Below are 23,660 nucleotides of genomic sequence, written 5' to 3' on the forward strand. Positions count from 1 at the left end.
CTCTTTATCGCCCGGGATTTGTCACAATCGGGCATTGTGGTACGTTCCAGAAGACGCCGCCGCAAGGCGGCGGGAAAACCGCTGGTTTTGGGGGTGTCGGGGCTGGTTGCCGTGGGGGCGGCGGCCTACGGCCTGTTCGCCGTGAGCACGCCGCCTGTCGTCCGGGTTTCCGCTCCGGTCCCTGTGGTGGCATCGCCCTCGCCTTCGCCTGTTTCTGCGGTTGAGGCTCTTCCGTCGAAACACACCGATCGGCGGGCTGCCGACTATTTCAAGAAACGGTGGTCGGACAAGGCCGCGACCCGCTTGAAAGACATCCGCACCGTCGGCGGATATTTGCGGATTTATACCGATCTGCCGGAGTCGGCGAACAACTCCAAGGAGGCGCTCACGTTGTGTGAGCGCGGCCTGGAGTACCTGCGGGAGGCCGGAGTCGCGGAACCCGTCGTCTTCGTCCAGGCGGAGTTCGGCGAGAACGGCAATCCGGTGCTCGCCAACGTGCTCGGCGCGAGCGACACGGACTGCCGCGTGACCCATCCCGATCTCGACTAGTGGACGCGGACGCGGGTCTTCCGGCACACCTCGCAGCGCTGCGTTACAACGCGACCGATCGTCTCGATCGTCACCCAGCGGTGACGAATATGGACAAGACGGCTCACATGGTGCTCCTACCCGCTGCAGGCGATCGGTACGCGCTGTTGTCGCGCCATCACTCCCCGACTAACCGTCGCGGGTGGTACATCTATCCCTCCGGTAGGGGTTCCAGGCGCAGCGACACCGAGTTGATGCAGTAGCGGTCGTCGGTCGGCGTCGGGTACCCCTCGCCGTGGAACACGTGCCCCAGGTGCGAGTCGCACCGTGCGCACCGCACCTCCGTGCGCGCCATCCCGTGGCTGCTGTCCTCGATCAGCACCACCGCCTCCGACTGGGACGGCTCGAAGAAGCTCGGCCAGCCGCAGTGCGACTCGAACTTCGAGTCCGACCTGAACAGCTCGGCGCCGCACGCGCGGCAGGAGTAGACGCCCTCGGTCTTGGTGTCGACGTACTCGCCGGTGAACGCTCGTTCCGTCCCGGCCTGCCGGAGGACGTGGAACTCCTCGGGCGACAACTGCACGCGCCACTCGGCGTCGGTCTTGACCACCTTGTCCATCTCTCCACCTTACCCATGCGCGGCAAAGAGAGATCTCCGCGGGCGAAGCATCCATTCTGGGGTGATTCTGCGTCTTTGTAGGCATGGGGGGTGTCATCGCCTTCCGCAGATCACCCGTCTGGTCACCCCAGCGGCACAGCCCACGCCCGTGCTGGCGCCGCAGGTGACCGATCAAGGCCGGCCGGGCGACGCGCCAGCGTCCGGAACGGCGAGAACGACGAGTGGTCTCGTGGTCCGTCCCGTCGAGCGCCCGGTCCCGCCACCGTGGTGGCTCCGGGGCGGACCACCCCCATTTCTCCACCAAGTCCCCCGTGTCCGGCTGGTCAATGATCGGGCCGGTCATATCGTCCGATCATGAGATTGTGGGGAATCGTGCCCCTTCTGCTTGTCGCGACCGCTCTCAACAGCGGTTCAGCGGCCACCGGCACGCTGCTGCTGGACGAGACGTTCGCCGGGACCTCGGTGACGAACGCGGGGTTCGTCCCGCTCAACGACGCCTGCCTGACCGGCGCGTCGTCCGCGCCTCCGGCCGGCGGGTCCACGCTCGGGCCGTGCACGGCGCACCAGACCGGACCCGTCCCGACGATCGGCGACACGCCCGGCTGGCTGCAGCTCACCGACTCCCTGCGCGGCGCCACCGGCGGCACCCTCTACAACCGGGCGCTGCCCGGCAACGGCGGGCTCCAGGTGACCTTCGAGCAATACCAGTACGGCGGGACCGGGGCGGACGGCATCTCCTTCTTCCTCATCGACGGCGCCGCCCAGCTGGAGAAGACCGGCGCGTACGGCGGCGGCCTCGGCTACGCCCAGCGCGGCGCCGAGCCAGGCGTGGCGGACGCCTACCTGGGCGTCGGCCTGGACGCCTACGGCAACTTCGCCGTCGACTTCGAGGGCAGGGGCACCGGCTGCCCGGCCGACCAGAAGCCGCCCTCGGTCTACCAGGTCTACGACCGCCCGCCCAACACCGTCACGCTGCGCGGACCTGGCAACGGCGACACCGGCTACTGCTACCTGGCAGGAACCGGCAACTCCACCCAGATCGGCACCGACCCGGACGGCAACAAGCTGTACGGCAGCAGCCTGCCCGGCAGCCTGCGCGACACCACGCTCGGCGCGGCCAAGCGCACCGTCCGGGTGACGGTCAGCGACGACACCCGCCCCACGGTCACCGTCGAGATCGACTTCGGCAGCGGCTTCCAGCAGGTGCTGAGCAAGAAGATGCCCACGGACGCCCCGCGCACGTACAAGTTCGGCTGGGCCGCCTCCACGGGCTCAGACAACGACGTGCACCTCATCCGCAACGTCGAGGTGCGTTCCGTGGTGCCGCTGGCCGCGCTCAACATCGTCAAGCAGGTCGACAAGACCGAGACGCAGCCCGACGTCTACGAGATCGGCGACACCGTCCCCTACCAGTTCGTCGTCACCAACGCGGGCACCAGCACGCTGACGAACGTCACCGTCGTCGACCCGAAGATCAGCGGCATCACCTGCCCGCGCACCACCCTCACCGCCCGCGGCACCCCGAACTCGACCATGACCTGTACGGCGAGCCACACTCTGACCGGCGCGGAGATCTCCGGGGGCAAGTTCGTCAACACCGCCAGGGCCAGGGGGACCTCGGGCAGTGGCGCGGTGACCTCCAACGAGTCGACGGTCTCCGTCCCGGTCAGCGGCGGCATCCTGCACCTGTCCAAGAAGGCCTCCGCGACGACGGCCAAACCGGGCGACGTGATCACCTACACGGTGCTCGCCGAGAACACCGGCGACGAGCAGTTGCGCACCGCCCGCTTCACCGACGACCTGAGCCGCGTCCTGGACGACGCCGACCTCGTGGGTACGCCGGAGGCCGACATCGGCAACGTGACCTACACCGCGCCGAAGCTCGCCTGGGAGGGCCCGCTCGACGCCGGGCAGACCGCGACGATCACCTACACCGTCAAGGTGAAGAGCGGCGGCGACCGGCGGCTCGGCAACGGCGTCACCTCGACGACCCAGGGCTCCAACTGCCGCTCGGCGCAGGACGACCCGGCCTGCCGTACCACGGTCACGCTCGGGAAGGGGCACCTGACGCTGGCCAAGCGCGCGGACGTCACCCGCGTCAGGCCCGGCGCGACGCTCACCTACCGCATCACGGCCACCAACACCGGCGACGGGCCGCTGGAGGACACCTCGTTCACCGACGACCTCACCCGAGACCTCGACGACGCGCGCTACCTGGGCGACGCCGAGGCCACCGTGGGCAAGGTGACCTACCGGGCGCCCAAGCTGACCTGGCGCGGCACGTTGCAACCCGGGCAGAAGGCGGTCGTCACCTACTCGCTGAAGGTACGGCGTGGCGGCGACGGCACCATGCGGAATACGGTCGTCACCTCGGAACCCGCCACGAACTGCCCGTCGAGGGCGTGCACCTCGCTGGTCATCCGGGTGCCCAAGCACGACAAGCCCGTTCTGTCACCGTGAAGGGGTAGGTTCAGCACATGGCATCGCCGTTCATCGAACTGCAGGTCGGGGAGCGGACCGTCAAGGTCACCAACCCCGACAAGGTCTACTTCCCCGGCATCGGCGCGACCAAGCGGGAGCTGGTCGAATACTACGTGAGCGTCGGCGAGGGCGCCCTGCGCGCGCTCAGGGACCGGCCGACCAACCTCAAGCGCCACCCGGACGGCGTGCACACCGATGCGATCTACCAGAAGCGCATGCCGACCAAGCACCCCGACTGGCTGCAGGGCGTCACGGTGACGTTCCCGAGCGGGCGCACCGCCGAGTCCGTGCGCGTCACCGAGGTGGCCGCGATCGCCTACTGCGCCAACCTGGGCACCATCGACTTCCACCCCTGGCAGGTCCGCGCCGCCGACGTCGAGCACCCCGACGAGCTGCGCATCGACCTCGACCCGCAGCCCGGCCTCGACTTCGACGCGGTCAGGAAGACCGCCTTCCTGGCGCGCGAGGTGCTGGAGGAGGCGGGCATGACCGGGTTCGTGAAGACCTCGGGCAACAGGGGCGTGCACGTCAACGTCCGCATCGAGCCGCGGTGGGACTTCGTGGAGGTACGGCACGCCGGCATCGCCCTGGCCCGCGCCATCGAGGCCAAGGACCCCGCCCTGGTGACGACGGCGTGGTGGAAGGAGGAGCGCGGAGACCGCGTGTTCATCGACTTCAACCAGAACGCGCGCGACAGGACGGTCGTGAGCGCCTACTCGATCCGCGCCAAGGACAACGCGCCCGTCTCGACGCCGCTGACCTGGGACGAGCTGGCCGACGCCGAGCCTGCCGACTTCGACATCCGTACGGTGCCCGCCCGGTTCAAGAAGCTCGGCGACGTGCACGCCGCGATCGACGACGTGTCTTACTCGATCGAGACGCTCCTGGAGTGGTACGAGAAGGACGACCGCGGCGACATGCCGTACCCGCCGAACTATCCGAAGATGCCGGGCGAGCCGAAGCGGGTCCAGCCCAGCAAGGCCCGCGACGACACGTAGGCGGTTTCACTTCGGTCACACTACTTGACGCCTGGTCCAATAGTCGCAAGGCTCTCTTTCTACATCGGGAAGCGCGACAACCGGACCCGGGAGCCAGTTATGGCAAGAGCGCGACGTCTCGCGGCGGCGGGGGCGGTGACGGCCTTCGCAGTGGGCGGCCTGAGTATGGCGGTGGGCATCGGCACCGCGACGGCAGCCGCACGGCAGGCTCCCACGGTGGCCGCCACCTGCCTGATCCCCTTGATCGCCTGCGACGAGCCCAGCTCCGGGGGCTCGTCCGGCGATCCCTGGGAGCCTCAGCCGCAGGACTCGTGGTCTTCAGGGCCCGCTCCCCAGGACTCCTGGTCCTCTGGGCCCGCGCCGCAGGACTCCTGGTCATCCGGTCCCGGTCAGACCCCTCAGCCCACCGAGCCCGAGCCCGACCACCCGTGGAAGCCCGTCGACGAGGACGAGCACAAGATCCCCGACGGCGCTCCCCAGACCGGTGGCGGCGCGCTAGCCTCGGACCCGGCGCTGTGGCCGTTCACCGTGGGCGGCGTGGCGCTGCTGGCGGGCGGTGGGCTGGCGGGTTTCGCGCTGCGCAGGCGCCGTAGTTGAAGCTGGGCCAGCTCTCGATCCTGACCGTTGCCGGGGTGGTCTGCGTCGCCGGAGTGGGGCTGATCGGTTACGGCGTGACCGGCATGTTGTCTTCCTCTCCGGAGACCCCGGTGGTTGCCGAGCGGGCTGAGCCGTCCGCCCCCACGCTCACCGACCCGCCCGAGGTCCTCGTCTCCCGGGTGGCCAAGCCGATGAAGGCCGTCAAACCCACCGCCGTCTACATCCCGAGGATCGGCGTGTCCGCGCCGCTCATGGAGCTCGGCCTCGACGCCAAGGGCGCCATCCAGAACCCGCCGTTCAGCCCGGCCAACGTCGCGGGCTGGTACCGCTACGGCCCGGTGCCCGGACAGCGCGGCGCCGCCGTGATCACCGGCCACCTGGACACCAGGTCCGGCCCGGCCGTTTTCGCCTACCTGCGCAACCTCAGGCGCGGCGACCAGGTGCAGGTGCTCCGCGCCGACCGCTCCGTGGCGATCTTCGTGGTGGACCGGGTGGAGCACACGCAGAAGGCCACCTTCCCCACGTCGAAGGTCTACGGCAAGGTCGCCTACCCGGGCCTGCGCGTCATCACCTGCGGCGGGGCGTTCGACAGCAAGGCGCACTCCTACAAGGAGAACACGATCGTCTACGCCCACCTCGCGTACGGTTACCACCCGAAGACGTGATCACGGGTCGCGGGGGAGTCCCAGCGCCCGCTCGGCGATGATGTTGAGCTGCACCTCCGTCGTGCCGCCGCCGATGGTGAACGCGCGGGTGGTCAGCACCATGCGGTTCCAGTAGGTGCTCGCCGGCGCGACCGACCAGCAGAACTCCGAGATGGCCTGGGCGTGGCGCATGCCGAGCAGCTTGCGCACGCTGGACGCGGTGTTGCCCGCCGTACCCTCCAGTTGGGACAGGGTGACGCGCAGCCCGAGCGCCGAGATGGCCTGCCCCTCCGCCCAGAGGCGCCCCGCCTGCTCCCACCGCGCCTGCCGCATCCCCGGAAATTTCGCGATGAGCCGGACCATGTCGGTGTGCTGGGAACCGGGCCCCCAGGAGTCGCCCAGCGCGACCCGCTCGTGCGAGAGCGTGTCCCTGGCCACCCGCCAGCCCTGATTGACCTGCCCGACCACCAGGTCGTCGGGGACGAAGACGTCGTCGAGGAAGACCTCGTTGAAGATCTCCTCGCCGTTGATCTCCTTCAGCGGGCGTACGGTGACCCCTGGCGAGGCCATGTCGACCAGGAAGTACGTGATGCCGTCGTGCTTGGGGGCGTCCGGGTCGGTGCGGGCGAGGCAGATGCCCCAGTGCGCGTATTGCGCGAGGGAGGTCCAGATCTTCTGCCCGCTGATCGACCAGCCGCCCTCGACGCGCACCGCCTTGGTGGAGAGTCCGGCCAGGTCGGAGCCTGCTCCTGGCTCGCTGAACAGCTGGCACCAGACGAGCTCGCCGGTGAACGTCTTGGGGAGGAAGCGTTGCTGCTGCTCCGGCGTGCCGTACGCGACAATGGACGGCACCGCCCAGGCGGCGATCCCCAGGTTGGGCCGTTTGACTCCCTTGAACTCCTGGTGAATGATCACCTGCTCCAGCGGGGAGGCGCCGCGTCCCCACGGTCTGGGCAGGTAGGGCATGATCCACCCTTCCCTGGCGAACCTCCCCAGCCTGTTGAGCGGCTCTTCCTGCTGCAGCCCGGCCGCCAGCTCCCGGATCTCATCCCTGAGCGTCTCGGCTTCCTGGGGCAGGTCAGGCTCCATGGCCCGCCGTACCCCACGGACCGCCAGGCGGGCGACCCGCTCAGCCCATGGGCCGGGGTCGCCGGTGAGCATGCGGTTGGAGAGGGCGCGGCGGTAGTAGCGGTGGGCGTCGTGCTCGAAGGTGTAGCCGATGCCGCCGAGCACCTGAATCACATCCGCCACACACCGCACAGCCGCATCGGCCGCCAGGACAGCCGCCACCCCAACCGCCAACTCCCAAGCGGCCCCGTCCCTCTCCCCAGCCTCCGGCCCACGGCCCGCACCGCCGCCCAGCACCTCCTGACCGCGCCCCTGGTCCAGCGCCTCCTGGCCACGCCCTGCGCTCTGATCCAGCGCCTCCTGGCCAGGCCTTCCACCGTCGCCCAGCACCTCTGCGCCACGGCCCGCAGTCTCATCCAGCGCACGTGCCGCGTCCCAAACAGCGGCGCGCGCCTGCTCCAACGCCACGAGCGCAGCCGCCACCCGATGCTTGACCCCCTGGAACTGCCCGATCGGCCGCCCGAACTGCTCACGCACCTTCGCGTAGTCAGCCGCCGTAGCCACCGCCCACGCACCAACCCCGCACGCATCGGCCCCCAGCAACACAGCCGCCAACTCCCGCACAGGCGCGTCCCCGATGACCCGCCCCTCAGGCACGCCCGCAACCACCACCTCACACAACGCCCGATCGAGATCCACCCCCTCGACCGGCGTGGCGGTCACATCCCCCCGATCCAGCAGCGCCCACCCGCCACCATCCAGCGGCACCAGGAACACATCCGCCCCAGCACTCCCCAACCCCACCCCCTCCACCACAACAGCAGCCGTCAACTGCCCCGTGGCAAGCCCCTCCAGCAGCCCGGGAAGCACCCCACCCCGAGCCAAAACCGCAGCCACCAGAACCGTAGGCAGGTACTCACCCGTGAACCGCCGCTCACCCAGCGCCTCCAGCGCCACACAGAGCTCCAGCAGCCCATACCCCTGCCCGCCTTGCTCCTCAGGCACATGCAGCCCAAGCACCCCAAGCTCAGCCAGCCCCCGAACCTCCACCCCAGAACCCGCTCCCGCACCCCCAACAGCCCCCGCACTCCCCACACCCCTGGAATGCCCCGCGCTTCCCGCAGACCCCACACCCCCGGGATGCCCCGCGCTTCCCGCAGACCCCACACCCTCGGACCGCCCCGCACCCCCGGGCGGCCTTTCACCCCAGGGCGTCCCTTCACCCCCGGGCGGCCTTTCACTCCCGGATGGCCCCGCACCGTCGGGGGGTCCTGCACTTGCGGCGGCCTCGTCACTCGCGCCGGGCCGAGCGTGTTGAGCTGACCTCATGCCCTCAGAAGGTGCCGCGCCGTCAGCGGACCCGACACTTCCGTCTATCCCCGCACCCCCAGAAGGCGCCGCACCATCAGTAGGCCCGACACCCCTGGCGGTCCCTGCACCCCCGGAAGGGCCCGCAGCCGCTTCGTCCTGCGTGTCTCTCTGGGCCGCGATGCGCTCGGCCATGCCGTGGACGGAGGCGGCGAGCGCCCGGTGTTCCTCGGTCAGTGCGATGCCCATGCGCCGAATCTAGAACCTTGTTCGGTCAGGTGTCTACGACCCACCAGCGATGGCATTGATGTCCCGAGTCCGCAGCACCCGCTTGGCCGAGCCGTACCGCGCCACAGCCAGCATCGCCCTCCCGATCTGCTCCGTCGTGGTGGCCGGAAACAGTCGCCGCAACAGCGGATAAACCGGAGCCACCACCACATAAGCCACCCGATACCACCGCGTCTTCGACCGCACCCCGTGCAGCGGCTGGATATACCCAGGCCGGAACATGTAAGCCCGGAACGGCATAGCCAGCAAAGCGTTCTCGGTGGCCCCCTTCACCCGAGCCCACATGCTGCGCCCCTCAGCGTCCGTCCCCTCCCCGGACACGTACACGAACGTCAGATCCTCCGGCACCTTCCCCGCGATCGACAACGTCAGGTCATACGTCACCCGCCGATAGTCCGCCTCCTTCATCCCCACAGAAGAAACCCCGAGGCAGAAGAAACAAGCGTCGAACCCCTCGATCGGCTCCAGCGCGAACAGATCGGCCAGCACGAGCTCGCTCAGCTTCGGATGGCTCACCCCGAGCGCCGTCCGCCCCACGGAAAGCACGGCCTCGACCCCGGGGTCGAGCAGGCATTCGCGCAACACGCCCTGACCGACCATCCCGGTCGCCCCGAACAGGATCACTCTCATGTCTGAATGATCGCAGCCTTCTCTCTGGTGTACTCGAGTACGGCGTCGTGTCCGTACCCGCTGTCCTTGACCCCGCCGAACGGCAGGCCAGGCGGCATCTGCCGGAACGTGTTCACCCAGACCGTGCCACTCTGCAGATCCCTGACGAACCGGTGCGCCCGCCCGAGATCCCGCGTCCACAACCCGGCCGCCAGCCCGTACGCGGAGTCGTTGGAGATCGCCAGCGCCTCGTCGTCCGTCTCGAACGGGATGGCCACGGCGACCGGCCCGAAGATCTCCTCCTGGCAGATGCGCAACGCGTTGTCCGTGGTGGCGTAGAGCGTCGGCGCGACCCAGTAGCCGCCCGGCATGGAAGGAACGACTTCCGCCCCCGTCGCCCCGCCGAACACCCGCTCAGCGCCCTCCTTCTCGGCGATTTCGAGGAATGACTTCACCCGTTCATACTGTCCGGCCGACACGATCGGGCCCATCGTGGTGTTCATGTCGAGCGGGTCGGACAGAATGATTCCCTCGGATACAGCGGTGATCCTGGCCAGCATCTCGTCCCAGACCGAGCGGTGGATGAGGATGCGCGAGCCCGCCACGCAGACCTGACCGGCGTTCCCGGTGAAGACCGAGTTCACGGTCACTCCCTCGGCCGCCTTGTCGAGGTCGGCGTCGGGGAAGACGATGTTGGGCGACTTGCCGCCGAGCTCGAACGTCATCGGCTTGATCCCCGCCACCCGGGTGATCGCCAGCCCGGTCTCCGTGGAGCCGGTGAGGCTGATCTTGTTGACCCCGCTGTGCCGTACCAGCGCATCGCCCACCTCCTCGCCCAGCCCGCTGACGATGTTGAGCACTCCGGGCGGGAACACGTCCGCCAGCAGCTCACCCAGCCGCAACACCGACGCCGAGGCCTGCTCGGCAGGCTTGACGATGACCGTGTTGCCGGCCGCGAGGGCATAGGCGGCCTTCGCGGAGAAGGTCGAGATCGGTGAGTTCCACGGGATGATGCACACGGCCACGCCGTACGGCTCGCGCCGGGTGAACCCCATCGCATCGGGCCCCAGGATGACGGTGTCCCCCTTGACCGCGTCGAGCACCTGACCGGCGGCGAGCTGCCACAGGTACGTCATGCCCGGAAGGTCCTTCCTGAGGGTGTCGCGCAGGATCCTCCCGTTGTCGCGCGTCTCCAGGCGGGCCAGTTCGTCGGCGTGGGCGGCGAAGACCTCGGCCACCTTGCGCAGGAAGTGCGCCCGGCCAAGCGCGGGCATGGCGGACCAGGCGGGGAACGCCTTGCGCGCTGCCTGGACGGCGGCGTCGGCATCGGGCTTCGCGGAGGCGGGGATCCGCGCCCAGACCTCGCCGGTGGCGGGGTTGACCGAGTCCAACGTCCTGCCGTCCGCGGCGGGGACCAGCTTGCCACCGATCAAGTTGCGATAGTCAGTCACGCGACCAAGCATATGCTTGCTTGCCACATCTTGAGTAGCTCCACCCCTACGCCCCCAGAAACCTCCGACCGGCTGCCCCGACGATCGGTGGGCGATATGTCCGGCCCGCGAGAGGGCGACTGGCGAGAGGTGGGGACGCGGCCGCGGGAGAGCCCGCGGAGCACCGGCCCGGCCGTCCGGTGGCCGGACGCGTGGCACGGCGTGGTTGTGGGAGGTCCTTGCGTACCGCCGACCCTCCCGTCGGATGGGCGGGCGGGTGCGTGGCGGGGTGTGCAGCTCGGCCAGGGAAGAGGCGCTCAGCCGTCGGGTGGGCGGAGCGTGACGGGGGGTGTGCAGCTCTACCAGGAAAGATGCGCTCCGCTGTCGGGTGGGCGTGCGGGTGAGGGGGGTGCGGCTCGGCCGGGGAAGAGGCGCTCGGTCGTCGGATGGGCGGGCGCGTGGTGGGGGGTGTGCAACTCGGCTGGGGACGACGCGCTCGGCTGTGGGGTGGGCGGGCGTGTGGCGGGGTGGGGACGGCGTGGTTGTGGGGGAGTCGCGTGATGGTGACCCGCCTCCCCTGGCTGTGGCGTTCGGATCGGATGGGGGTGGGGGTGGGGGTGCGTAGGATCGGGGGATGTTGCTTGCTGGGCGGGTTCATGTCGCTGTCACTGATCGGCACGGTGGGGTGAGTGGCCCGCCGTACGGCACGCGGAACCTGGGCGGGATGGTCGGGGACGACCCCGACGCGGTGCGGGCCAATCGGGTGGCGGTGGCCGCGGAGCTCGGGGTCCGAGGGATCGTGTTCATGCGTCAGGTACACAGTGCCGACGTGGCCTATGTGAGCGAGCCGTTCGGGGATGACGCGCCGCCGCTGGACGGGGTGTTCACCACCGAGCCCGGGCTGGCGTTGGCGTCGTTGGGGGCGGACTGTCCTGCTGTGCTGGTGGGGGATCCGGTCAGCGGGATGGTGGGGGCGGCGCACTCCGGGCGTCCTGGGACCGAGGCGGGGATCGCCACCGCGCTGGTGGAGGCGATGGCGGCCAAGGGGGCGGATCCAGGGGCGATGGTGGCGCTGGTGGGGCCTGGGGCTTGTGGGCGGTGTTACGAGGTGCCTGCCGATCTGCGGGATCGGGTGGCTGGGCGGGTGCCTTCTACCTGGTCGACGACCTCGTGGGGGACACCGGCGCTCGACCTTCGGGCGGGGATCGAGGCGCAGTTGCGTGGGGCCGGGGTTGGGGATGTCCGGCACGACGCCCGGTGCACGATCGAGGAGGAGGACCTTTACTCGCACCGACGCGAGCAGGTCGGCGGGCGGTTCGCCGGGTTGATCTGGCTCACCTGACGACCTCCCGGGAGTTTCGGGGGAGGCACGCAGGCGGATGCCCGGGGGTGTCGTTCTTGCGGGGGCGCCGCTGGCGGGCGGGGTGGCCGCGCTAAGGGTGGGGCGGCCATGCAAGGGGCGGTCGTTTGGCCGGGCAAGGCGTAGCAGGGGATCGCTGCGCTGAGGGTGGGCGCTGCGTAGGGCAGGGGGCGCGGTAGGAGCGGGCGTGCTGAGTTGGTGCTGGGGGTGGCCGCGCCAAGGGGGTGGACGGCGCCAAGGGGTGGCCGCGCCAGAGGGTGGACGGAGCCAGGGGAGTGGGCCGTGCCAGGGGGGTGGGCGGTGCCAGGGGGGTGGGCGGTGCCAGGGGAGTGGGCCGTGTCGGGGTTGGGCTGGAGGGGCGGGGGTGTCAGGAGCGGCGGCCGCCCCAGGACCAGGCGAGGTTGACCAGGACGATTCCCGCCCACACGGTGATGAAGCTTGTCACGCCGACGTCAGCGAAAAGCAAGGCGATCGTGGCAACCGTACCCAACGACATCGACACGATCGCCAACGCCAGGCGCATCCCCTCGTTGGACTTCGCGGCCTTCGCCGCCGCCTTGGGGTTGTAGGTCGCCAGCCGCTCGTCCACCCGCCGGTCGACCTCCTTGCCCATCTTGTCGAGGAACGACTCGACGATGGCGTCCTCGAACTCCGGGCCGAGGTCGCGCCGAGCGGACACAGCGGCGCGCAGCTCGTCGCCCGTGGAAGATCCCGTCATATATCGAGATATAACGTATCTATCGGTCAACGGGCAAGGATGTCGTCAAGGTTGTAACCGATCGGCCGCTCCAACTGCTCGTACGTGCACGACTCAGGCGTACGGTCAGTCCGCCACCGCCGGAAATGCGCGGTGTGCCGGAACCGATCCCCCTCCATCTGGTCGTACGCCACCTCCATCACCAGCTCAGGACGCAGCGGAATGAACGACAGGTCCTTCTTGGCGTTCCACCGCGACACCGCCCCAGGCATCCGCTGCCCCCCGCGCGACGGCGTGGCAGCCGGTTCACCCATGTGGCGGATCGCCTGGTCGGCCCACTCGCCCCAAGGATGCTCACCCAGCTTGGCCAGGTACGGCTGAAGCTCCTCCACCAGCTCGGCCCGCCGAGCCATCGGGAACGAGGCGGCCACCCCCACGTGGTGCAGCTTCCCGTCGGGGCTGTAGAGACCCAGGAGCAACGACCCCACGATCGGCCCGGTCTTGTGCTCGCGGTAGCCGCACACCACGACATCGGCCGTCCGCTCGTGCTTGACCTTGAACATCGTCCGCTTGTCCGGCACGTAGGGCTGGTCGCCCGGCTTGACGATGATGCCGTCGAGCCCCGCCCCCTCGAACATCTCGAACCACTCGGACGCCCGCTCGTCGTTCGTCGTCACCGGCGTCAACCTGATGGATCCGCCTTTTTCCGGAAAAATCGACTCCAGGCGCGCCCGCCGCTCCGTGAACGGCGTCTCCATCAACGACTCCGACCCCAATGCCAGCAGATCGAAGGCGATGAACGAAGCCGGCGTCGTCTCCGACAACATCTTCACCCGCGAAGCCGCCGGGTGGATCCGCTGCTGCAACTGCTCGAAGTCGAGCTCGTCCCCCTTGCGCAGCACGATCTCCCCGTCGACCACGCACCGCGAGGGCAGCTCCGCCCGAACCGCTTCGACCAGCTCGGGAAAGTAGCGCGTGAAGGGCCGCTCGTTGCGGCTGCCCAGGAAGACCTCGTCGCCGTCGCGGAAGATGATGCAGCGAAAGCCGTCCCACTTGGGTTCGTAGAACAGGTTGCCATCCTGTTTGGGCATGCCCTTGACCGGCTTGGCCAGCATCGGCGCCACCGGCGGCATGACCGGGAGGTCCAGCTGGAGCTCGAGCTCTTCCATGCGCTCACTTCCTCGTGTACTTGCAGAAGAGGACGCCCTCCTCCTCCAGCACCTGGCTGAGAGCCAGGGGCACCTGGGACGCCTCGCCGTTCAGAATGCGCGCAGCGCCGCCGCCGATCAACAGCGGGCTGACCGACAGGCACAGCTCGTCGAGCAACCCCGCGGCGGCGAGCTGGCCGTTGACCCGCGGACCGCCCTCGCACAGCACCTTGGTCAGCCCCCGCTCGTGCAGGGCCGCGATCGCGGAAGCCGGATCGACCCGGTCCTCACCCGCGATGATGACGTCGGCCAGCGCGGCGGCCTGCGCCCGGCGGTCCGCGGGCGCCGCCGAGCAGGTGATCACGATCGTACGGCTGGCCGCCTCGGTGAACAGCGAGCTGCCGAGATCGAGGTCGAGCCGCCTGGTGAGCACCGCGATGGGCGGCGCCACGGGGCGGGAGGCGCGCGGTTTGGCCGGGCCGTACCCCTCGGTGCGGACGGTCGCGGCCCCGGCCAGGACCACGTCGGCCAGCCCGCGCAGGACCCCGAAGATCCTCCTGTCGCCCTTGCTGGACAGCCCGCCGGACAGGCCCTTCAGCCACGCGCCGCCGTCGACGCTGGCGACCATGTTGACCCGCAGCCAGGGTTCGTCCGGGTAGGCGTAGGCCTGGCCGATGTCCGGGTCGTCCTCGAAGTCGGGATGGATGCGGCGCACCCCTCTACCTTGGCACATGGTCACGTCGCGACTACTCAGTCGGATAGCACTTTGGTGTATCGCGTGACGTACGTGCCTCTATGTGCATAACGTGGCGGCAGGGATCGGGGACCACAGGGAGGCCCGGTGGGTCTGGCCGCAGTCGTGACATGGGTCATCGCCGCTGGTTTCGGGGCGTACCTGCTCTATCTGTGGCTTTCCGGCGGTGGACTCAGACAGCAGGCCACGAAGGTCACCCGCTTCCCGACCACGCTGATCTTCTCCCACCCGACGCTGGCGGTGAGCGCGCTGGCGTGCTGGGCGGGCTTCCTGGTGACCGGACAGCGGCTGCTGGCCTGGACCGCGTTCGGGGTGCTGGCGGTGGCGGCGCTGCTGGGCTTCACGATGTTCACGAAGTGGCTGGGCGCGGGGCGGCACGCGCGCGGGCGCGGGGCAGAGGGCCGCTTCCCGGTGCTGGCCGTGGCGTTGCACGGCCTGGCCGGAGTCACCACATTCATCCTCGCGCTTCTCGCGGCAACCCAGATCTGAGGGTACGGCGGAGCCAGGGGATCGCCACCCGCCGACGTGGGTGACCGGCCTCTCCCATTGGCAGGCGACCGTACGTGGCCGCCCGCCGTTACATCGCCCGTGAAGCGAAGCTGCGGTGCATCAGCTCCGCCGACTCGGCCGGCGAGGCCGCGTAGCCGCCGTGGTCACCGGGGAAGACGACCGGCTCGGTGCCCAGCAGCTCGGCCAGCACCACGCCGGTGCGGTAGGCGAGCTGCCCCTCCGACGTCGCGCCGATCCCCACCACGATGTCCGATGACTTCAGCGCCTCGACGTCGGGCACGTACCCGCTGATGGGCTTGATGCCTCGGCCCAGGAAGAAGTCGAAGTTGCCCATCATCCGGCCGAAGGCCGCCTGCTGCTCCGGGGTGGGCGGCGGGCCGTCCTGCTGCTGCGGCGGGATGCCGATGACCTCGCCGAAGCGCTGCATGCCCGCGCCCCACCCGCCCTGCTCCCAGGCCTCGACGACGGTGAGCATCTGCGCGAGGTGGTGGTCGGCGTCGGGGAGCAGCGTGACGACCGGCGGCTCGTGCACGATCATCGTGCGGACGTGGCCGGGGAAGCGGGCGGCCAGCGCGAGGCCGATCGTGCCGCCGCCGCTGCTGCCGAAGACGTAGGCGGGCTCGGGGCCGAACGACTCGATCAGGCGGCGCGCGTCGTCGGCGTGCACGTCGAGGTCCTGGTCCTGAGGCTCGCCCGCGACGACGCTGCGCGAGATGCCGCGCGGGTCGTAGGTGACCACGGTGTAGCGGTCGGCCAGGAGCTCGGCCAGGCCGGTGAAGACGCCGCCGTCGACCGGGCCGCCGGGGATCATCAGCAGGACCGGGCCGGAGCCGCGCACCTCGTAGTACAGGTCGACGCCGGGCAGCTGCAGGGTGTTGCTCTTCATGTCGGGCACCTTTTCTCCGTTTGCGATGCCCTGACTCTTTCACCGACAAACTTTTTTGTCAATGGCTGCGTGAGTTGTCGGTGGTGTGAGGTGGGTAGCTCCTGCTAGAACGCCAGCCGGTAGTAGACGGCGGTTCTCTTGAGGGGCGGGATGAACCCGGCGATCCTGGCCGTGACCCGGAAGTCACCGCGCAGCCGGTCGAAGTCCCCGTCGTAGGCGGCGGGGTCGAACGCGCTCAGCGCGTCGAGAAGCCGGAGGCCGGGGCCGAAGTCCTCGGCCCCCTCGATGCCCCAGTCAGGCGTCGCGCCAGCCGCCTGGACCGCCTTGTTGAACCGCTGCAGCCGCACGCCGAGCCCGTTGAGCGCGTCGCACACGAGCTGCCCCGAGGGCATCCGGCGAACGATCTCCCGCACCATCGCCCTGCCCTGCTCGCGCGGGAGGTACATCAGCAGCCCCTCGGCGACCACCAGCGTCGGCAGATCGTCGGGCACCCGGTCCAGCCACGCCAGGTCGGTGACCGACGAGCCGATCGTCCCGTAGCCGAGCCGGGCGGCGAACAGCTGCTCGCGCAGCTCGATCACGTCGGGGTAGTCGACGTCGAACCACCGCACGCCGGGGCCGGGGTCGATCCGGTCCACGCGGGTGTCCAGGCCGCACCCCAGATGCAGGACGGTGGCCGCGGGGTGGTCGGCAGCGTCGCCCGGTCAGCCGCACCCGCATGGCCTCACGCTACATCGGGCGCCGCAGGAGCTGGAGGCTGCGCGAGGTGACGGCGACCAGCGCGCCGGGCGGCCAGCGCTCGTCGGGGAAGGGCTCGTCGCGGGCCGCGTCGTCGTTGGTGTCCAGCACCGGCAGCCACCCCGCGCCGAACTCCTCGCCGGGCAGCGTGAACGTCATGTCCTCGTGGTGGGCGTTGATCAGCAGCAGGAACGAGTCGTCCACGATGCGCTCCCCGCGCGGACCGGGCTCGCTGATCGCCTCGCCGTTGAGGTAGACGCCCATCGACTTGGCGTAACCGGTGTGCCAGTCGCCCGCCGTCATCTCGGTGCCCGCCGGCGTCAGCCACACCAGGTCGCGCCGCCCGTGCTCGTCGGTGCGCCCGCGGAAGAAGCGCCGCCGCTGGAAGACGGGGTGCTCGCGGCGCAACCTCGCCAGCCCGCGGATGAAGTCGAGCAGGTCGGACTCCGCCCCGGCGAGCGACCAGTCCACCCACGCGACCTCGTTGTCCTGGCAGTAGGCGTTGTTGTTGCCGCGCTGCGTGCGGCCGATCTCGTCGCCGTGCGACAACATCGGCACGCCCTGCGACAGGAACAGCGTGGCCAGGAAGTTGCGCCGCTGCCGCTGGCGCAGCCGGACGATCGCCGGGTCCTCGACCGGCCCCTCCGCGCCGCTGTTCCATGAGCGGTTGTCGTCGGTGCCGTCGCGGTTGTCCTCACCGTTGGCCTCGTTGTGCTTGCGGTTGTACGAGACCAGGTCGGTGAGGGTGAAGCCGTCGTGGCAGGTCACGAAGTTGATGGACGCCACGGGCCGGCGGCCGGAGGTGGCGTAGAGGTCGGCCGAGCCGGTCAGCCGGGAGGCGAACTCCGGCAGCGCCGACCCCTGACCCCGCCAGAAATCTCGCACGACATCGCGATATTTCCCGTTCCATTCCGTCCACAAAGGCGGGAAATTTCCGACTTGGTAACCGCCGGGGCCCACGTCCCACGGCTCAGCGATCAGCTTCACCTGCGAGATGATCGGATCCTGCTGGATCAGGTCGAAGAACGCGCTCAGCCGGTCCACGTCGTGCAACTCCCGCGCCAGCGCAGAAGCTAGGTCGAACCGGAACCCGTCCACGTGCATGTCCAGCACCCAGTAACGCAGCGAGTCCATGATCAGCTGGAGCGCGTGCGGTGACCGTACATTGAGCGAATTTCCGCACCCGGTGTAGTCCAGGTAATAGCGCCGGTCGCCGTCGTGCAGCCGGTAGTAGGCCGAGTTGTCGATGCCGCGGAACCCCAGCGTCGGCCCCATGTGGTCGCCCTCGGCCGTGTGGTTGTAGACCACGTCGAGGATGACCTCGATGCCCGCCTCGTGCAGCGCCCGCACCATCGCCTTGAACTCCAGCACCTGCTCGCCCCGCGTGCCCGCGCTGGAGTAGGCGCCGTGCGGCGCGAGGTAGGCCATCGTGTTGTAGCCCCAGTAGTTGGTCAGCCCGCGGGCGACCAGGAAGTGCTCGGGCATGAAGTGGTGCACCGGCATGACCTCGACCGCCGTCACGCCCATCGACAGCAGGTGCTCGATGATCGCCGGATGCCCGATCGCGGCGTAGGTGCCGCGCTGCTCCTCGGGGATGGCCGGGTGCCGCATGGTCAGCCCGCGCACGTGCGTCTCGTAGATGACCGTCTGGTGGTACGGCGTGCGCGGCGGCCGGTCGTTGCCCCACTCGAAGAACGGGTTGATCACCACGTTCTTCGGCATGTAGGGGGCGCTGTCGAGGGTGTTGAGCTTGTCCGGGTCGGTGAAGTGGTAGGAGAACAGCGCCTCGTTCCACGTCAGCTCGCCGTCGATCGCCTTGGCGTACGGGTCGAGCAGCAGCTTCGCCGGATTGCACCGATGACCGGCCGACGGGTCGAACGGACCGTGCACCCGGAAACCGTAACGCTGCCCCGGCGCGATGCCCGGCAGGTACCCATGCCAGACGAACCCATCGACCTCGGGCAGCTCGACCCGTTCCTCGACACCCTCGTCGTCGAACAGGCACAGCTCGACCCGCTCGGCGACCTCGGAGAACACCGAAAAACTGGTGCCCACACCATCCCATGTGCCGCCGAGTGGATAAGGTTCGCCTGGCCAGACCTCTCGCATGTGACCCGATTGTCTCATGCGAACGGCCAGTAGCTACAGAAGTTCGGCCTTGAGCGTGATCGTCGTGCCCGTGAGGGCCTTGCTGACCGGGCAGTTGGCCTTGGCCGTCTCGGCCAGCTCCTGGAACTGCTCGGCCGAGATCCCGGCCACGTGCGCGCGCACGCTCAGCACGATGCCGGTGATGCCCTCGCCCGGCTGGAAGGTCACGTCGGCGCTGGTCTCCAGCTCCTGCGGCGGCGTGCCCGCACCGGCGAGCGCGTGCGAGAAGGCCATGGAGAAGCACGAGGAGTGGGCGGCGGCGATGAGCTCCTCAGGGGAGGTCTTGCCGTTGGCCGCCTCAGCGCGCGAGGCCCAGGAGACGTCGAAGGTGCCTACGCCCGAGGTGTCGAGCGAGACCGTGCCCGAGCCGTCGAGCAGGGCACCCTTCCACTGCGTCGTTGCGGTGCGAGTCGTTGCCATGGAATCGACCCTAGCACCGTCATCCGGTCCGGCTCCTCCCGCGAATAGCGTAGTGCTCGACCGTTTCGATCTCCTGTTCTTTGCCCGCTGGATCGCCTACGGTGGAGCGGGTCGGCCATGTCCGAGTCGGCGCGGGGATGACTTGCGGGGCCGCGGTTCCTGGAGGATGTCAAGGGAGTGTGGTGCCAGTGGAGGCACCGTACGACGACCGTCTGCTGCACCAGCGGGTGGTCGCCGGCGACGAGTCAGCGCTCGGGGACGTCTACGACCGCTTCGCCTCGCTGATCTTCGGTCTCTCGGTGCGGATCACCAGGGATCGGGTGATCGCCGAGGACATCACCCAGGAGGTGTTCCTGGTCTTCTGGGAGCGGCCGCTGGCCTTCGACCCCGACCGGGGGTCCTTACGCGCCTGGCTGGCCACGATCGCGCACCGTCGCGCGGTCGATCACGTGCGCACCGAGGAGCGCCGCCGCGTCTCGGTGATCGGGCCGAGGCTCTTCGAGCCCGACCCGGTGTGGCTGGAGGAGTCGGTGCTCGCGGCCGACGAGGCCGACAGGGTACGGCTGGCCGTCACGAAGCTGCCCGACGGCATGCGGGAGGCGGTCGAGCTGGCCTACTTCGGCGGCAGGACCTACCGGCAGGTGGGAGAGGAACTGGGCGTGCCCGAGGGCACGGCCAAGTCGCGGATCCGGCTGGCGTTGCGTCGCCTGGCCGATGCGCTGGCGGAAGAGGAAGTGTGATGGACCCGGTCGAGCGTCTCTACCTGGACGCGCTGATGGAGGACCCGGCGCGGCCCGAGGGGTCCGTGCTGACGCAGTTGCTGGCCGGAGCCAGGGCGCGGCGCAGGCCCGCCGCTTCCACCGCCTCGTGGGCCGAGCCGTACGCGGGACGGGTCGCCGCCATGGACGCGCTGCTCGCCTCGGCTGTGGACGACGACTGGAACAAGCTGATCGTCGAGGGGTGGACGCTGCAGGAGCTGGTCGCGCACCTGGCGGCCAAGGACGGGCTGGTCGCCGCGGCCGTCGGGGCGCCCGTGCTGGGGCCGCCGCTCGGCGCTCTGGACGCGGCCGGCCGTACCAGGGATGTGCAGGAGCACGAGCGGGCGCGCAGTCCCGAGCAGACGCGGCGCGACTGGCGGGCGCAGGCGGACGCGTTGTGCCGGCACCTGACCGCTTTGGATCCCTCTGAGCTGGTCGCCGTGGATGGGGTGGAGGCGGCGCTGGGGGACCAGGTGCTGGCCAGGATGCTGGAGACGTGGGTGCACACGGGGGACGCGGCATCCACGGCTTCTTTGCGGCTGCCTGATCCGGTGCCGGAGCACATCCACCCGACGGCTGACCTTTGCGCGCGGTTGCTGCCTTGGACGATGTTGTTCTCTGGGCTGGACGGGTCTGGCCGGGTGCTACGGCTGGAGCTGACCGGGGCCGGTGGGGGGACATGGCACGTTCCGCTGGGTGTCGCCGACGCGCCGTCCGCTGGGGAGGACGCGAGTATTACGGCGGACGTGGTGAAGTTCTGCTTCCTGTTGGGGGGTCGGGGCGAGCCTTTCTCGATCGGCGCCGAGCTCGGCGGCGACGTGGAGCTCGCCCGCGACGTCCTGCGAACTGCCCAAGCCATGTCAGGCCCCTAACCCCAAGGCCTTGGGTGTCTTGAAGGACCTCAACCCCAAGGCCTTTTGGGGGTCTAAAAGGACCTCAGCCTTAAGGGACCTCAACTCCCAAAGGGGCCTGGACCCCCAAGGTCCTTGGGGGTCTAAAGGGTCTTGGGGTGTCAGGTGGTGAGGTCGGTGACGATTTCTCTGGCGTAGTCGTCGTCGCTCTCCGCCAGCACCCGCTTGACGCCCTGCTGTGCCCGGTCGTCCCCCCGCTTGGCGAGCCCCCGCGTGGCCTCCGCCACCGTACGGAGGTCCGTGTCGTCCAACCGCCTCGCCAGCGCGTCACGCAACTGCGGCGTGTCCGCCTCCAGCGACGCCAACCCGGTGGTCGCCCAGTCCCGCACCTCGTCGTCCGCGTCCTCGCTCATCCCGATCAGCAGCGCCAACCCCTCAGCGTGGTCCGGGGGAAGCACGTCCGCCAGCGCGATCGCATCCGTCATCGTCCGCTTGTGCCCAGGCCGTCCGATGATGTCCAGCACCTCGGGCAGCGCCCGCGAGTCCCCCTGGTGCCCCAGCGCGCTCAGCACCGACCGCAGCACCTGCGGGTTCCCCTCGGTCGTCGCCATCTTGCGCATCAACGGCAGCGTCTGCTCCAGGTACGGCTTCTCGCCGTCCTCCGTGAACCCGAACTGCGCGATCGCGTCCACGCCGAACTCACGCTCCCGCGCGTCCTCGCTCACGCAAAGCGTCGCCAGCGCCTGGTATGTGTCGTCGTCGGCGCGCTTGCCCAGCGTGTCGGCCACGATCCACCAGGTCTCGGCGTCCTCGTCGGTGTCGCGGTGGGCCATCGCCCGCGCCACGAGCTTCTCGACCGGCACGAACACGCCCTCGGCGTCCTCCAGCAGCGTCGCGATCGCCGCGTGGCCGCGCTGGGCCTGCACCTGCTCGGTCTCCTCGCCGTCCGGCGACTGCCCGGCCACGGTGACCAGCTCGGTGCCGTCCTTGGCGTACTGCCTGCCGACCACGTACGTCCACTCGTCCTGCTGCACCTGGTCGAGCAGCGCGGTCTCCAGGTGCACGCCGACCCAGTCGCGGGCGATGGACAGCGCCGTGTCGCCGTCGCCGTCCGCCCGCTCGACGTCCGCCCCGGCCAGCAGCAGCGCCTGCACCACGCCGAGCGCGCCGCGCCTGGCGGCGAGCGTTAGCGGGGTGTCGCCGTCGTCGTTGGGCTCGTCGACGCCCGCGCCCGCCTCGATGAGCACCCGGGCGGCGTCGGCGTTGCCGTTGGCGGACGCCCACAGGAGCGGGTGCCAGCCGCCCTCCTCCTTGCCGTCCGCCGCGGCACCGGCCGCCAGGAGCGCGCCGATCACCTCGACCCGGTCCCACGCGGCCGCCGCGCCCAGCGCCAGGCCCTCCTCGGTGGCGGCGTTGGGGTCGGCGCCGGCGGCGAGCAGGTCGCTCACGGTCTCGAGATCGCCGTCCAGCGCCGCACGGTAGAGCTGTTCCTCATGCATGACACGGACCCTAGCGTCTCCACGGCCACCGACGGTGATCGCCAGGGCCGGTATTACCCACCCTGGACGCTCCCCTCCACGTCCCTGCGGCTGAGACGCCGCGGCACGACCCCGGCCCGCGCTGCTGGACTCCCCGGGGGGCGATCACCCGCCGCACGCCCCCGGCCCGTGCTGCTGGGCTCCCGGGGGCTGAGGCGATCACCCGCCGCACGACCCCGGCCCGTGCTGTCGGTGCATGCGGTTGTGGCGGTGGCGACGACTGTGGCGACGGGGTTCGACCCCGCCCTTACCAGCACGCCGACCGCAAGTCCTTTCAGGCCCCTTCCTGTCACTCGTGACACCGGGCAGCCGGTCGTCAGCGACAGCCCCTCTCCCAGCGCGGGGCCAGGTGCCTTGGGGTCCGTACGGCTGGCGCACGCTGTTCGCGCCGTGACGGATCTGCCGTGTCGCGCCAAGACGCGATATGTTGCGTTTATGAGTGATCCGGGTGGAGTGCGGGCGTCTGACGCCGAGCGTGAGGCGGTCGTGGAACAGCTCAAGTGGGCCTCCGTCGAAGGGCGGCTCACGTTGTCCGAGCTCACCGAGCGGACCGAGGCCGCCTACGGGGCTTCGACACACGCGCAGCTGGAGCTGCTGACCGCCGACCTGCCGCTGCCGGGGCCCGGGGCCGTCCGCGTGCCGTCGGTGGGTGAGCCGGTGCGCAAGCGGAAGTGGTTCGTGGCCGTGATGGGGGACTCCAAGCGGCGCGGGAAGTGGCGCATCGACAGCGAGCTCGGGGCGGTGGCCGTCATGGGGGACGTGCTGCTCGACCTGCGCGAGGCTGAGGTCCGTACGAACGAGGTGGAGATCGTGGCCACGGCGGTCATGGGGGACATCAAGATCATCGTGCCTGATGGCGTGGACGTGGAGATCGAGGGCGTCGCCATCATGGGGGACAAGAAGGTCCGCGTGCAGGAGGCGCAGCAGGGGATGGACGTGCCCGTCGTGCGGGTGAAGGCGTTCGTGCTCATGGGCGACGTGAAGGTGCTGGGGGACTCGCAGGCGGAGCCGATCCGGCGGGGGGTGGCGCATTGGCGGTCGCGGTGGCACGAGCTCATGGGCACCGACCCCCACGAACACCGCCGGTTGGACCCGTGGACCGGCATGCCCCGCCGCAACGACGACTAACCCCTCCCACCTCCCACCTCACGAACCCTCGCCCTCAGCCCATCAGCCCCCGGCCCCTCAGCCCCCGGCCCCTCAGCCCCCGGCCCCTCAGCCCCCGGCCCCTCAGCCCCCGGCCCCTCAGCCCCCGGCCCCTCAGCCCCCGGCCCCTCAGCCC

Annotated in this window: 21 protein-coding genes and 1 pseudogene; 10 read left to right on the forward strand and 12 right to left on the reverse strand. The window is 69.9% G+C overall.

Features of this window, described 5'->3' with window-relative positions; all coding sequences use genetic code 11:
* The first annotated feature begins 36 nt into the window (after nt 1-36).
* Nucleotides 37-549: a hypothetical protein gene (locus ACIBG8_RS32190; RefSeq protein ID WP_397346799.1), complete on the forward strand. Its 513-nt coding sequence runs from the start codon at nt 37-39 to the stop codon at nt 547-549.
* A gap of 190 nt (nt 550-739) precedes the next feature.
* On the opposite strand, the gene msrB is transcribed toward ACIBG8_RS32190, so the two are convergent.
* A complete protein-coding gene (msrB, locus tag ACIBG8_RS32195) occupies nt 740-1,147 on the reverse strand; it encodes a peptide-methionine (R)-S-oxide reductase MsrB (protein ID WP_397346800.1) in 408 nt (135 codons plus the stop codon).
* A 354-nt stretch (nt 1,148-1,501) separates the two neighbouring features.
* Between msrB and ACIBG8_RS32200 the strand changes: the two genes are divergently transcribed.
* The 4 genes from ACIBG8_RS32200 to ACIBG8_RS32215 all read left to right on the forward strand — a co-directional run bounded on the left by ACIBG8_RS32200 (nt 1,502) and on the right by ACIBG8_RS32215 (nt 5,888).
* Nucleotides 1,502-3,607: a hypothetical protein gene (locus ACIBG8_RS32200; protein WP_397346801.1), complete on the forward strand. Its 2,106-nt coding sequence runs from the start codon at nt 1,502-1,504 to the stop codon at nt 3,605-3,607.
* Nucleotides 3,608-3,624: 17 nt separating this feature from the next.
* Nucleotides 3,625-4,626 (forward strand): non-homologous end-joining DNA ligase, encoded by a 1,002-nt coding sequence (gene ligD, locus ACIBG8_RS32205; protein ID WP_397346802.1) that lies wholly within the window; start codon nt 3,625-3,627, stop codon nt 4,624-4,626.
* 99 nt (nt 4,627-4,725) lie between these two features.
* Complete coding sequence (locus tag ACIBG8_RS32210) at nt 4,726-5,223, forward strand: hypothetical protein (RefSeq protein WP_397346803.1); 498 nt, start codon at nt 4,726-4,728, stop codon at nt 5,221-5,223.
* Nucleotides 5,220-5,888, forward strand: a complete 669-nt coding sequence (locus tag ACIBG8_RS32215; RefSeq protein ID WP_397346804.1) for a class F sortase — start codon at nt 5,220-5,222, stop codon at nt 5,886-5,888. Before ACIBG8_RS32210 ends, ACIBG8_RS32215 begins: the two co-directional genes overlap by 4 nt.
* Here ACIBG8_RS32215 and ACIBG8_RS32220 read toward each other — a convergent pair whose 3' ends face one another.
* The 3 genes from ACIBG8_RS32220 to ACIBG8_RS32230 all read right to left on the reverse strand — a co-directional run bounded on the left by ACIBG8_RS32220 (nt 5,889) and on the right by ACIBG8_RS32230 (nt 10,591).
* A complete protein-coding gene (locus ACIBG8_RS32220) occupies nt 5,889-8,030 on the reverse strand; it encodes an acyl-CoA dehydrogenase family protein (protein ID WP_397346805.1) in 2,142 nt (713 codons plus the stop codon).
* Between the two features lie 495 nt (nt 8,031-8,525).
* Nucleotides 8,526-9,161 carry an epimerase gene (locus ACIBG8_RS32225; RefSeq protein WP_397346806.1) on the reverse strand — a complete coding sequence of 212 codons (636 nt, stop codon included), beginning with the start codon at nt 9,159-9,161 and terminating at the stop codon, nt 8,526-8,528.
* The gene (locus ACIBG8_RS32230; RefSeq protein WP_397346807.1) at nt 9,158-10,591 is read right to left on the reverse strand and encodes an aldehyde dehydrogenase family protein; all 1,434 of its coding nucleotides are present in this window, start codon (nt 10,589-10,591) and stop codon (nt 9,158-9,160) included. Before ACIBG8_RS32230 ends, ACIBG8_RS32225 begins: the two co-directional genes overlap by 4 nt.
* 613 nt (nt 10,592-11,204) lie before the next feature.
* Between ACIBG8_RS32230 and ACIBG8_RS32235 the strand changes: the two genes are divergently transcribed.
* On the forward strand, nt 11,205-11,912 hold the full coding sequence (locus ACIBG8_RS32235) for a polyphenol oxidase family protein (protein ID WP_397346808.1): 708 nt from the start codon (nt 11,205-11,207) through the stop codon (nt 11,910-11,912).
* A gap of 385 nt (nt 11,913-12,297) precedes the next feature.
* On the opposite strand, the gene ACIBG8_RS32240 is transcribed toward ACIBG8_RS32235, so the two are convergent.
* From ACIBG8_RS32240 to ACIBG8_RS32250, 3 genes are read right to left on the reverse strand one after another with little or no spacing between them, the layout of a single operon-like run.
* Nucleotides 12,298-12,648, reverse strand: a complete 351-nt coding sequence (locus ACIBG8_RS32240) for a hypothetical protein (RefSeq protein WP_397346809.1) — start codon at nt 12,646-12,648, stop codon at nt 12,298-12,300.
* 26 nt (nt 12,649-12,674) lie between these two features.
* Nucleotides 12,675-13,796 (reverse strand): ATP-dependent DNA ligase, encoded by a 1,122-nt coding sequence (locus tag ACIBG8_RS32245; protein ID WP_397346810.1) that lies wholly within the window; start codon nt 13,794-13,796, stop codon nt 12,675-12,677.
* A 4-nt stretch (nt 13,797-13,800) separates the two neighbouring features.
* The gene (locus ACIBG8_RS32250) at nt 13,801-14,490 is read right to left on the reverse strand and encodes a pyrimidine reductase family protein (RefSeq protein ID WP_397346811.1); all 690 of its coding nucleotides are present in this window, start codon (nt 14,488-14,490) and stop codon (nt 13,801-13,803) included.
* A 126-nt stretch (nt 14,491-14,616) separates the two neighbouring features.
* Between ACIBG8_RS32250 and ACIBG8_RS32255 the strand changes: the two genes are divergently transcribed.
* Nucleotides 14,617-15,018, forward strand: coding sequence for a hypothetical protein (locus ACIBG8_RS32255; protein WP_397346812.1), 402 nt, complete (start codon nt 14,617-14,619; stop codon nt 15,016-15,018).
* 88 nt (nt 15,019-15,106) lie between these two features.
* Here ACIBG8_RS32255 and ACIBG8_RS32260 read toward each other — a convergent pair whose 3' ends face one another.
* From ACIBG8_RS32260 to ACIBG8_RS32275, 4 genes and pseudogenes are all read right to left on the reverse strand, one after another.
* The gene (locus tag ACIBG8_RS32260; RefSeq protein WP_397346813.1) at nt 15,107-15,925 is read right to left on the reverse strand and encodes an alpha/beta fold hydrolase; all 819 of its coding nucleotides are present in this window, start codon (nt 15,923-15,925) and stop codon (nt 15,107-15,109) included.
* 104 nt (nt 15,926-16,029) lie between these two features.
* A pseudogene (locus tag ACIBG8_RS32265) lies at nt 16,030-16,608 on the reverse strand (class I SAM-dependent methyltransferase); the annotation flags it as partial.
* 46 nt (nt 16,609-16,654) lie between these two features.
* Entirely contained in the window at nt 16,655-18,772 is a 2,118-nt protein-coding gene (glgX, locus tag ACIBG8_RS32270; RefSeq protein ID WP_397346814.1) for a glycogen debranching protein GlgX, read from the reverse strand.
* A 33-nt stretch (nt 18,773-18,805) separates the two neighbouring features.
* Complete coding sequence (locus ACIBG8_RS32275) at nt 18,806-19,231, reverse strand: OsmC family peroxiredoxin (protein ID WP_397346815.1); 426 nt, start codon at nt 19,229-19,231, stop codon at nt 18,806-18,808.
* Between the two features lie 182 nt (nt 19,232-19,413).
* On the opposite strand from ACIBG8_RS32275, the gene ACIBG8_RS32280 reads away from it, so the two are divergent.
* Nucleotides 19,414-19,971, forward strand: coding sequence for a sigma-70 family RNA polymerase sigma factor (locus tag ACIBG8_RS32280; protein ID WP_397346816.1), 558 nt, complete (start codon nt 19,414-19,416; stop codon nt 19,969-19,971).
* Nucleotides 19,971-20,861, forward strand: a complete 891-nt coding sequence (locus tag ACIBG8_RS32285; protein WP_397346817.1) for a maleylpyruvate isomerase family mycothiol-dependent enzyme — start codon at nt 19,971-19,973, stop codon at nt 20,859-20,861. Before ACIBG8_RS32280 ends, ACIBG8_RS32285 begins: the two co-directional genes overlap by 1 nt.
* Before the next feature lie 140 nt (nt 20,862-21,001).
* Here the strand turns inward: ACIBG8_RS32285 and ACIBG8_RS32290 are convergent, their stop codons facing one another.
* Entirely contained in the window at nt 21,002-22,339 is a 1,338-nt protein-coding gene (locus tag ACIBG8_RS32290; RefSeq protein ID WP_397346818.1) for an ankyrin repeat domain-containing protein, read from the reverse strand.
* 474 nt (nt 22,340-22,813) lie between these two features.
* Between ACIBG8_RS32290 and ACIBG8_RS32295 the strand changes: the two genes are divergently transcribed.
* On the forward strand, nt 22,814-23,506 hold the full coding sequence (locus tag ACIBG8_RS32295) for a DUF1707 domain-containing protein (protein WP_397346819.1): 693 nt from the start codon (nt 22,814-22,816) through the stop codon (nt 23,504-23,506).
* Nucleotides 23,507-23,660 lie beyond the last annotated feature (154 nt).

Source organism: Nonomuraea sp. NPDC050556 (assembly GCF_044457355.1).
Lineage (GTDB): Bacteria > Actinomycetota > Actinomycetes > Streptosporangiales > Streptosporangiaceae > Nonomuraea.

Coding starts and splice junctions, on each gene's coding strand:
- ACIBG8_RS32285 (WP_397346817.1), top strand. CDS start 19,971: ATGGACCCGGTCGAGCGTCTCTACCTGGACGCGCTGATGGAGGACCCG.
- ACIBG8_RS32245 (WP_397346810.1), bottom strand. CDS start 13,796: ATGGAAGAGCTCGAGCTCCAGCTGGACCTCCCGGTCATGCCGCCGGTG.
- ACIBG8_RS32240 (WP_397346809.1), bottom strand. CDS start 12,648: ATGACGGGATCTTCCACGGGCGACGAGCTGCGCGCCGCTGTGTCCGCT.
- ACIBG8_RS32260 (WP_397346813.1), bottom strand. CDS start 15,925: ATGAAGAGCAACACCCTGCAGCTGCCCGGCGTCGACCTGTACTACGAG.
- ACIBG8_RS32235 (WP_397346808.1), top strand. CDS start 11,205: ATGTTGCTTGCTGGGCGGGTTCATGTCGCTGTCACTGATCGGCACGGT.
- glgX (WP_397346814.1), bottom strand. CDS start 18,772: ATGCGAGAGGTCTGGCCAGGCGAACCTTATCCACTCGGCGGCACATGG.
- ligD (WP_397346802.1), top strand. CDS start 3,625: ATGGCATCGCCGTTCATCGAACTGCAGGTCGGGGAGCGGACCGTCAAG.
- ACIBG8_RS32225 (WP_397346806.1), bottom strand. CDS start 9,161: ATGAGAGTGATCCTGTTCGGGGCGACCGGGATGGTCGGTCAGGGCGTG.
- ACIBG8_RS32290 (WP_397346818.1), bottom strand. CDS start 22,339: ATGCATGAGGAACAGCTCTACCGTGCGGCGCTGGACGGCGATCTCGAG.
- ACIBG8_RS32200 (WP_397346801.1), top strand. CDS start 1,502: ATGAGATTGTGGGGAATCGTGCCCCTTCTGCTTGTCGCGACCGCTCTC.
- ACIBG8_RS32295 (WP_397346819.1), top strand. CDS start 22,814: ATGAGTGATCCGGGTGGAGTGCGGGCGTCTGACGCCGAGCGTGAGGCG.
- ACIBG8_RS32275 (WP_397346815.1), bottom strand. CDS start 19,231: ATGGCAACGACTCGCACCGCAACGACGCAGTGGAAGGGTGCCCTGCTC.
- ACIBG8_RS32210 (WP_397346803.1), top strand. CDS start 4,726: ATGGCAAGAGCGCGACGTCTCGCGGCGGCGGGGGCGGTGACGGCCTTC.
- msrB (WP_397346800.1), bottom strand. CDS start 1,147: ATGGACAAGGTGGTCAAGACCGACGCCGAGTGGCGCGTGCAGTTGTCG.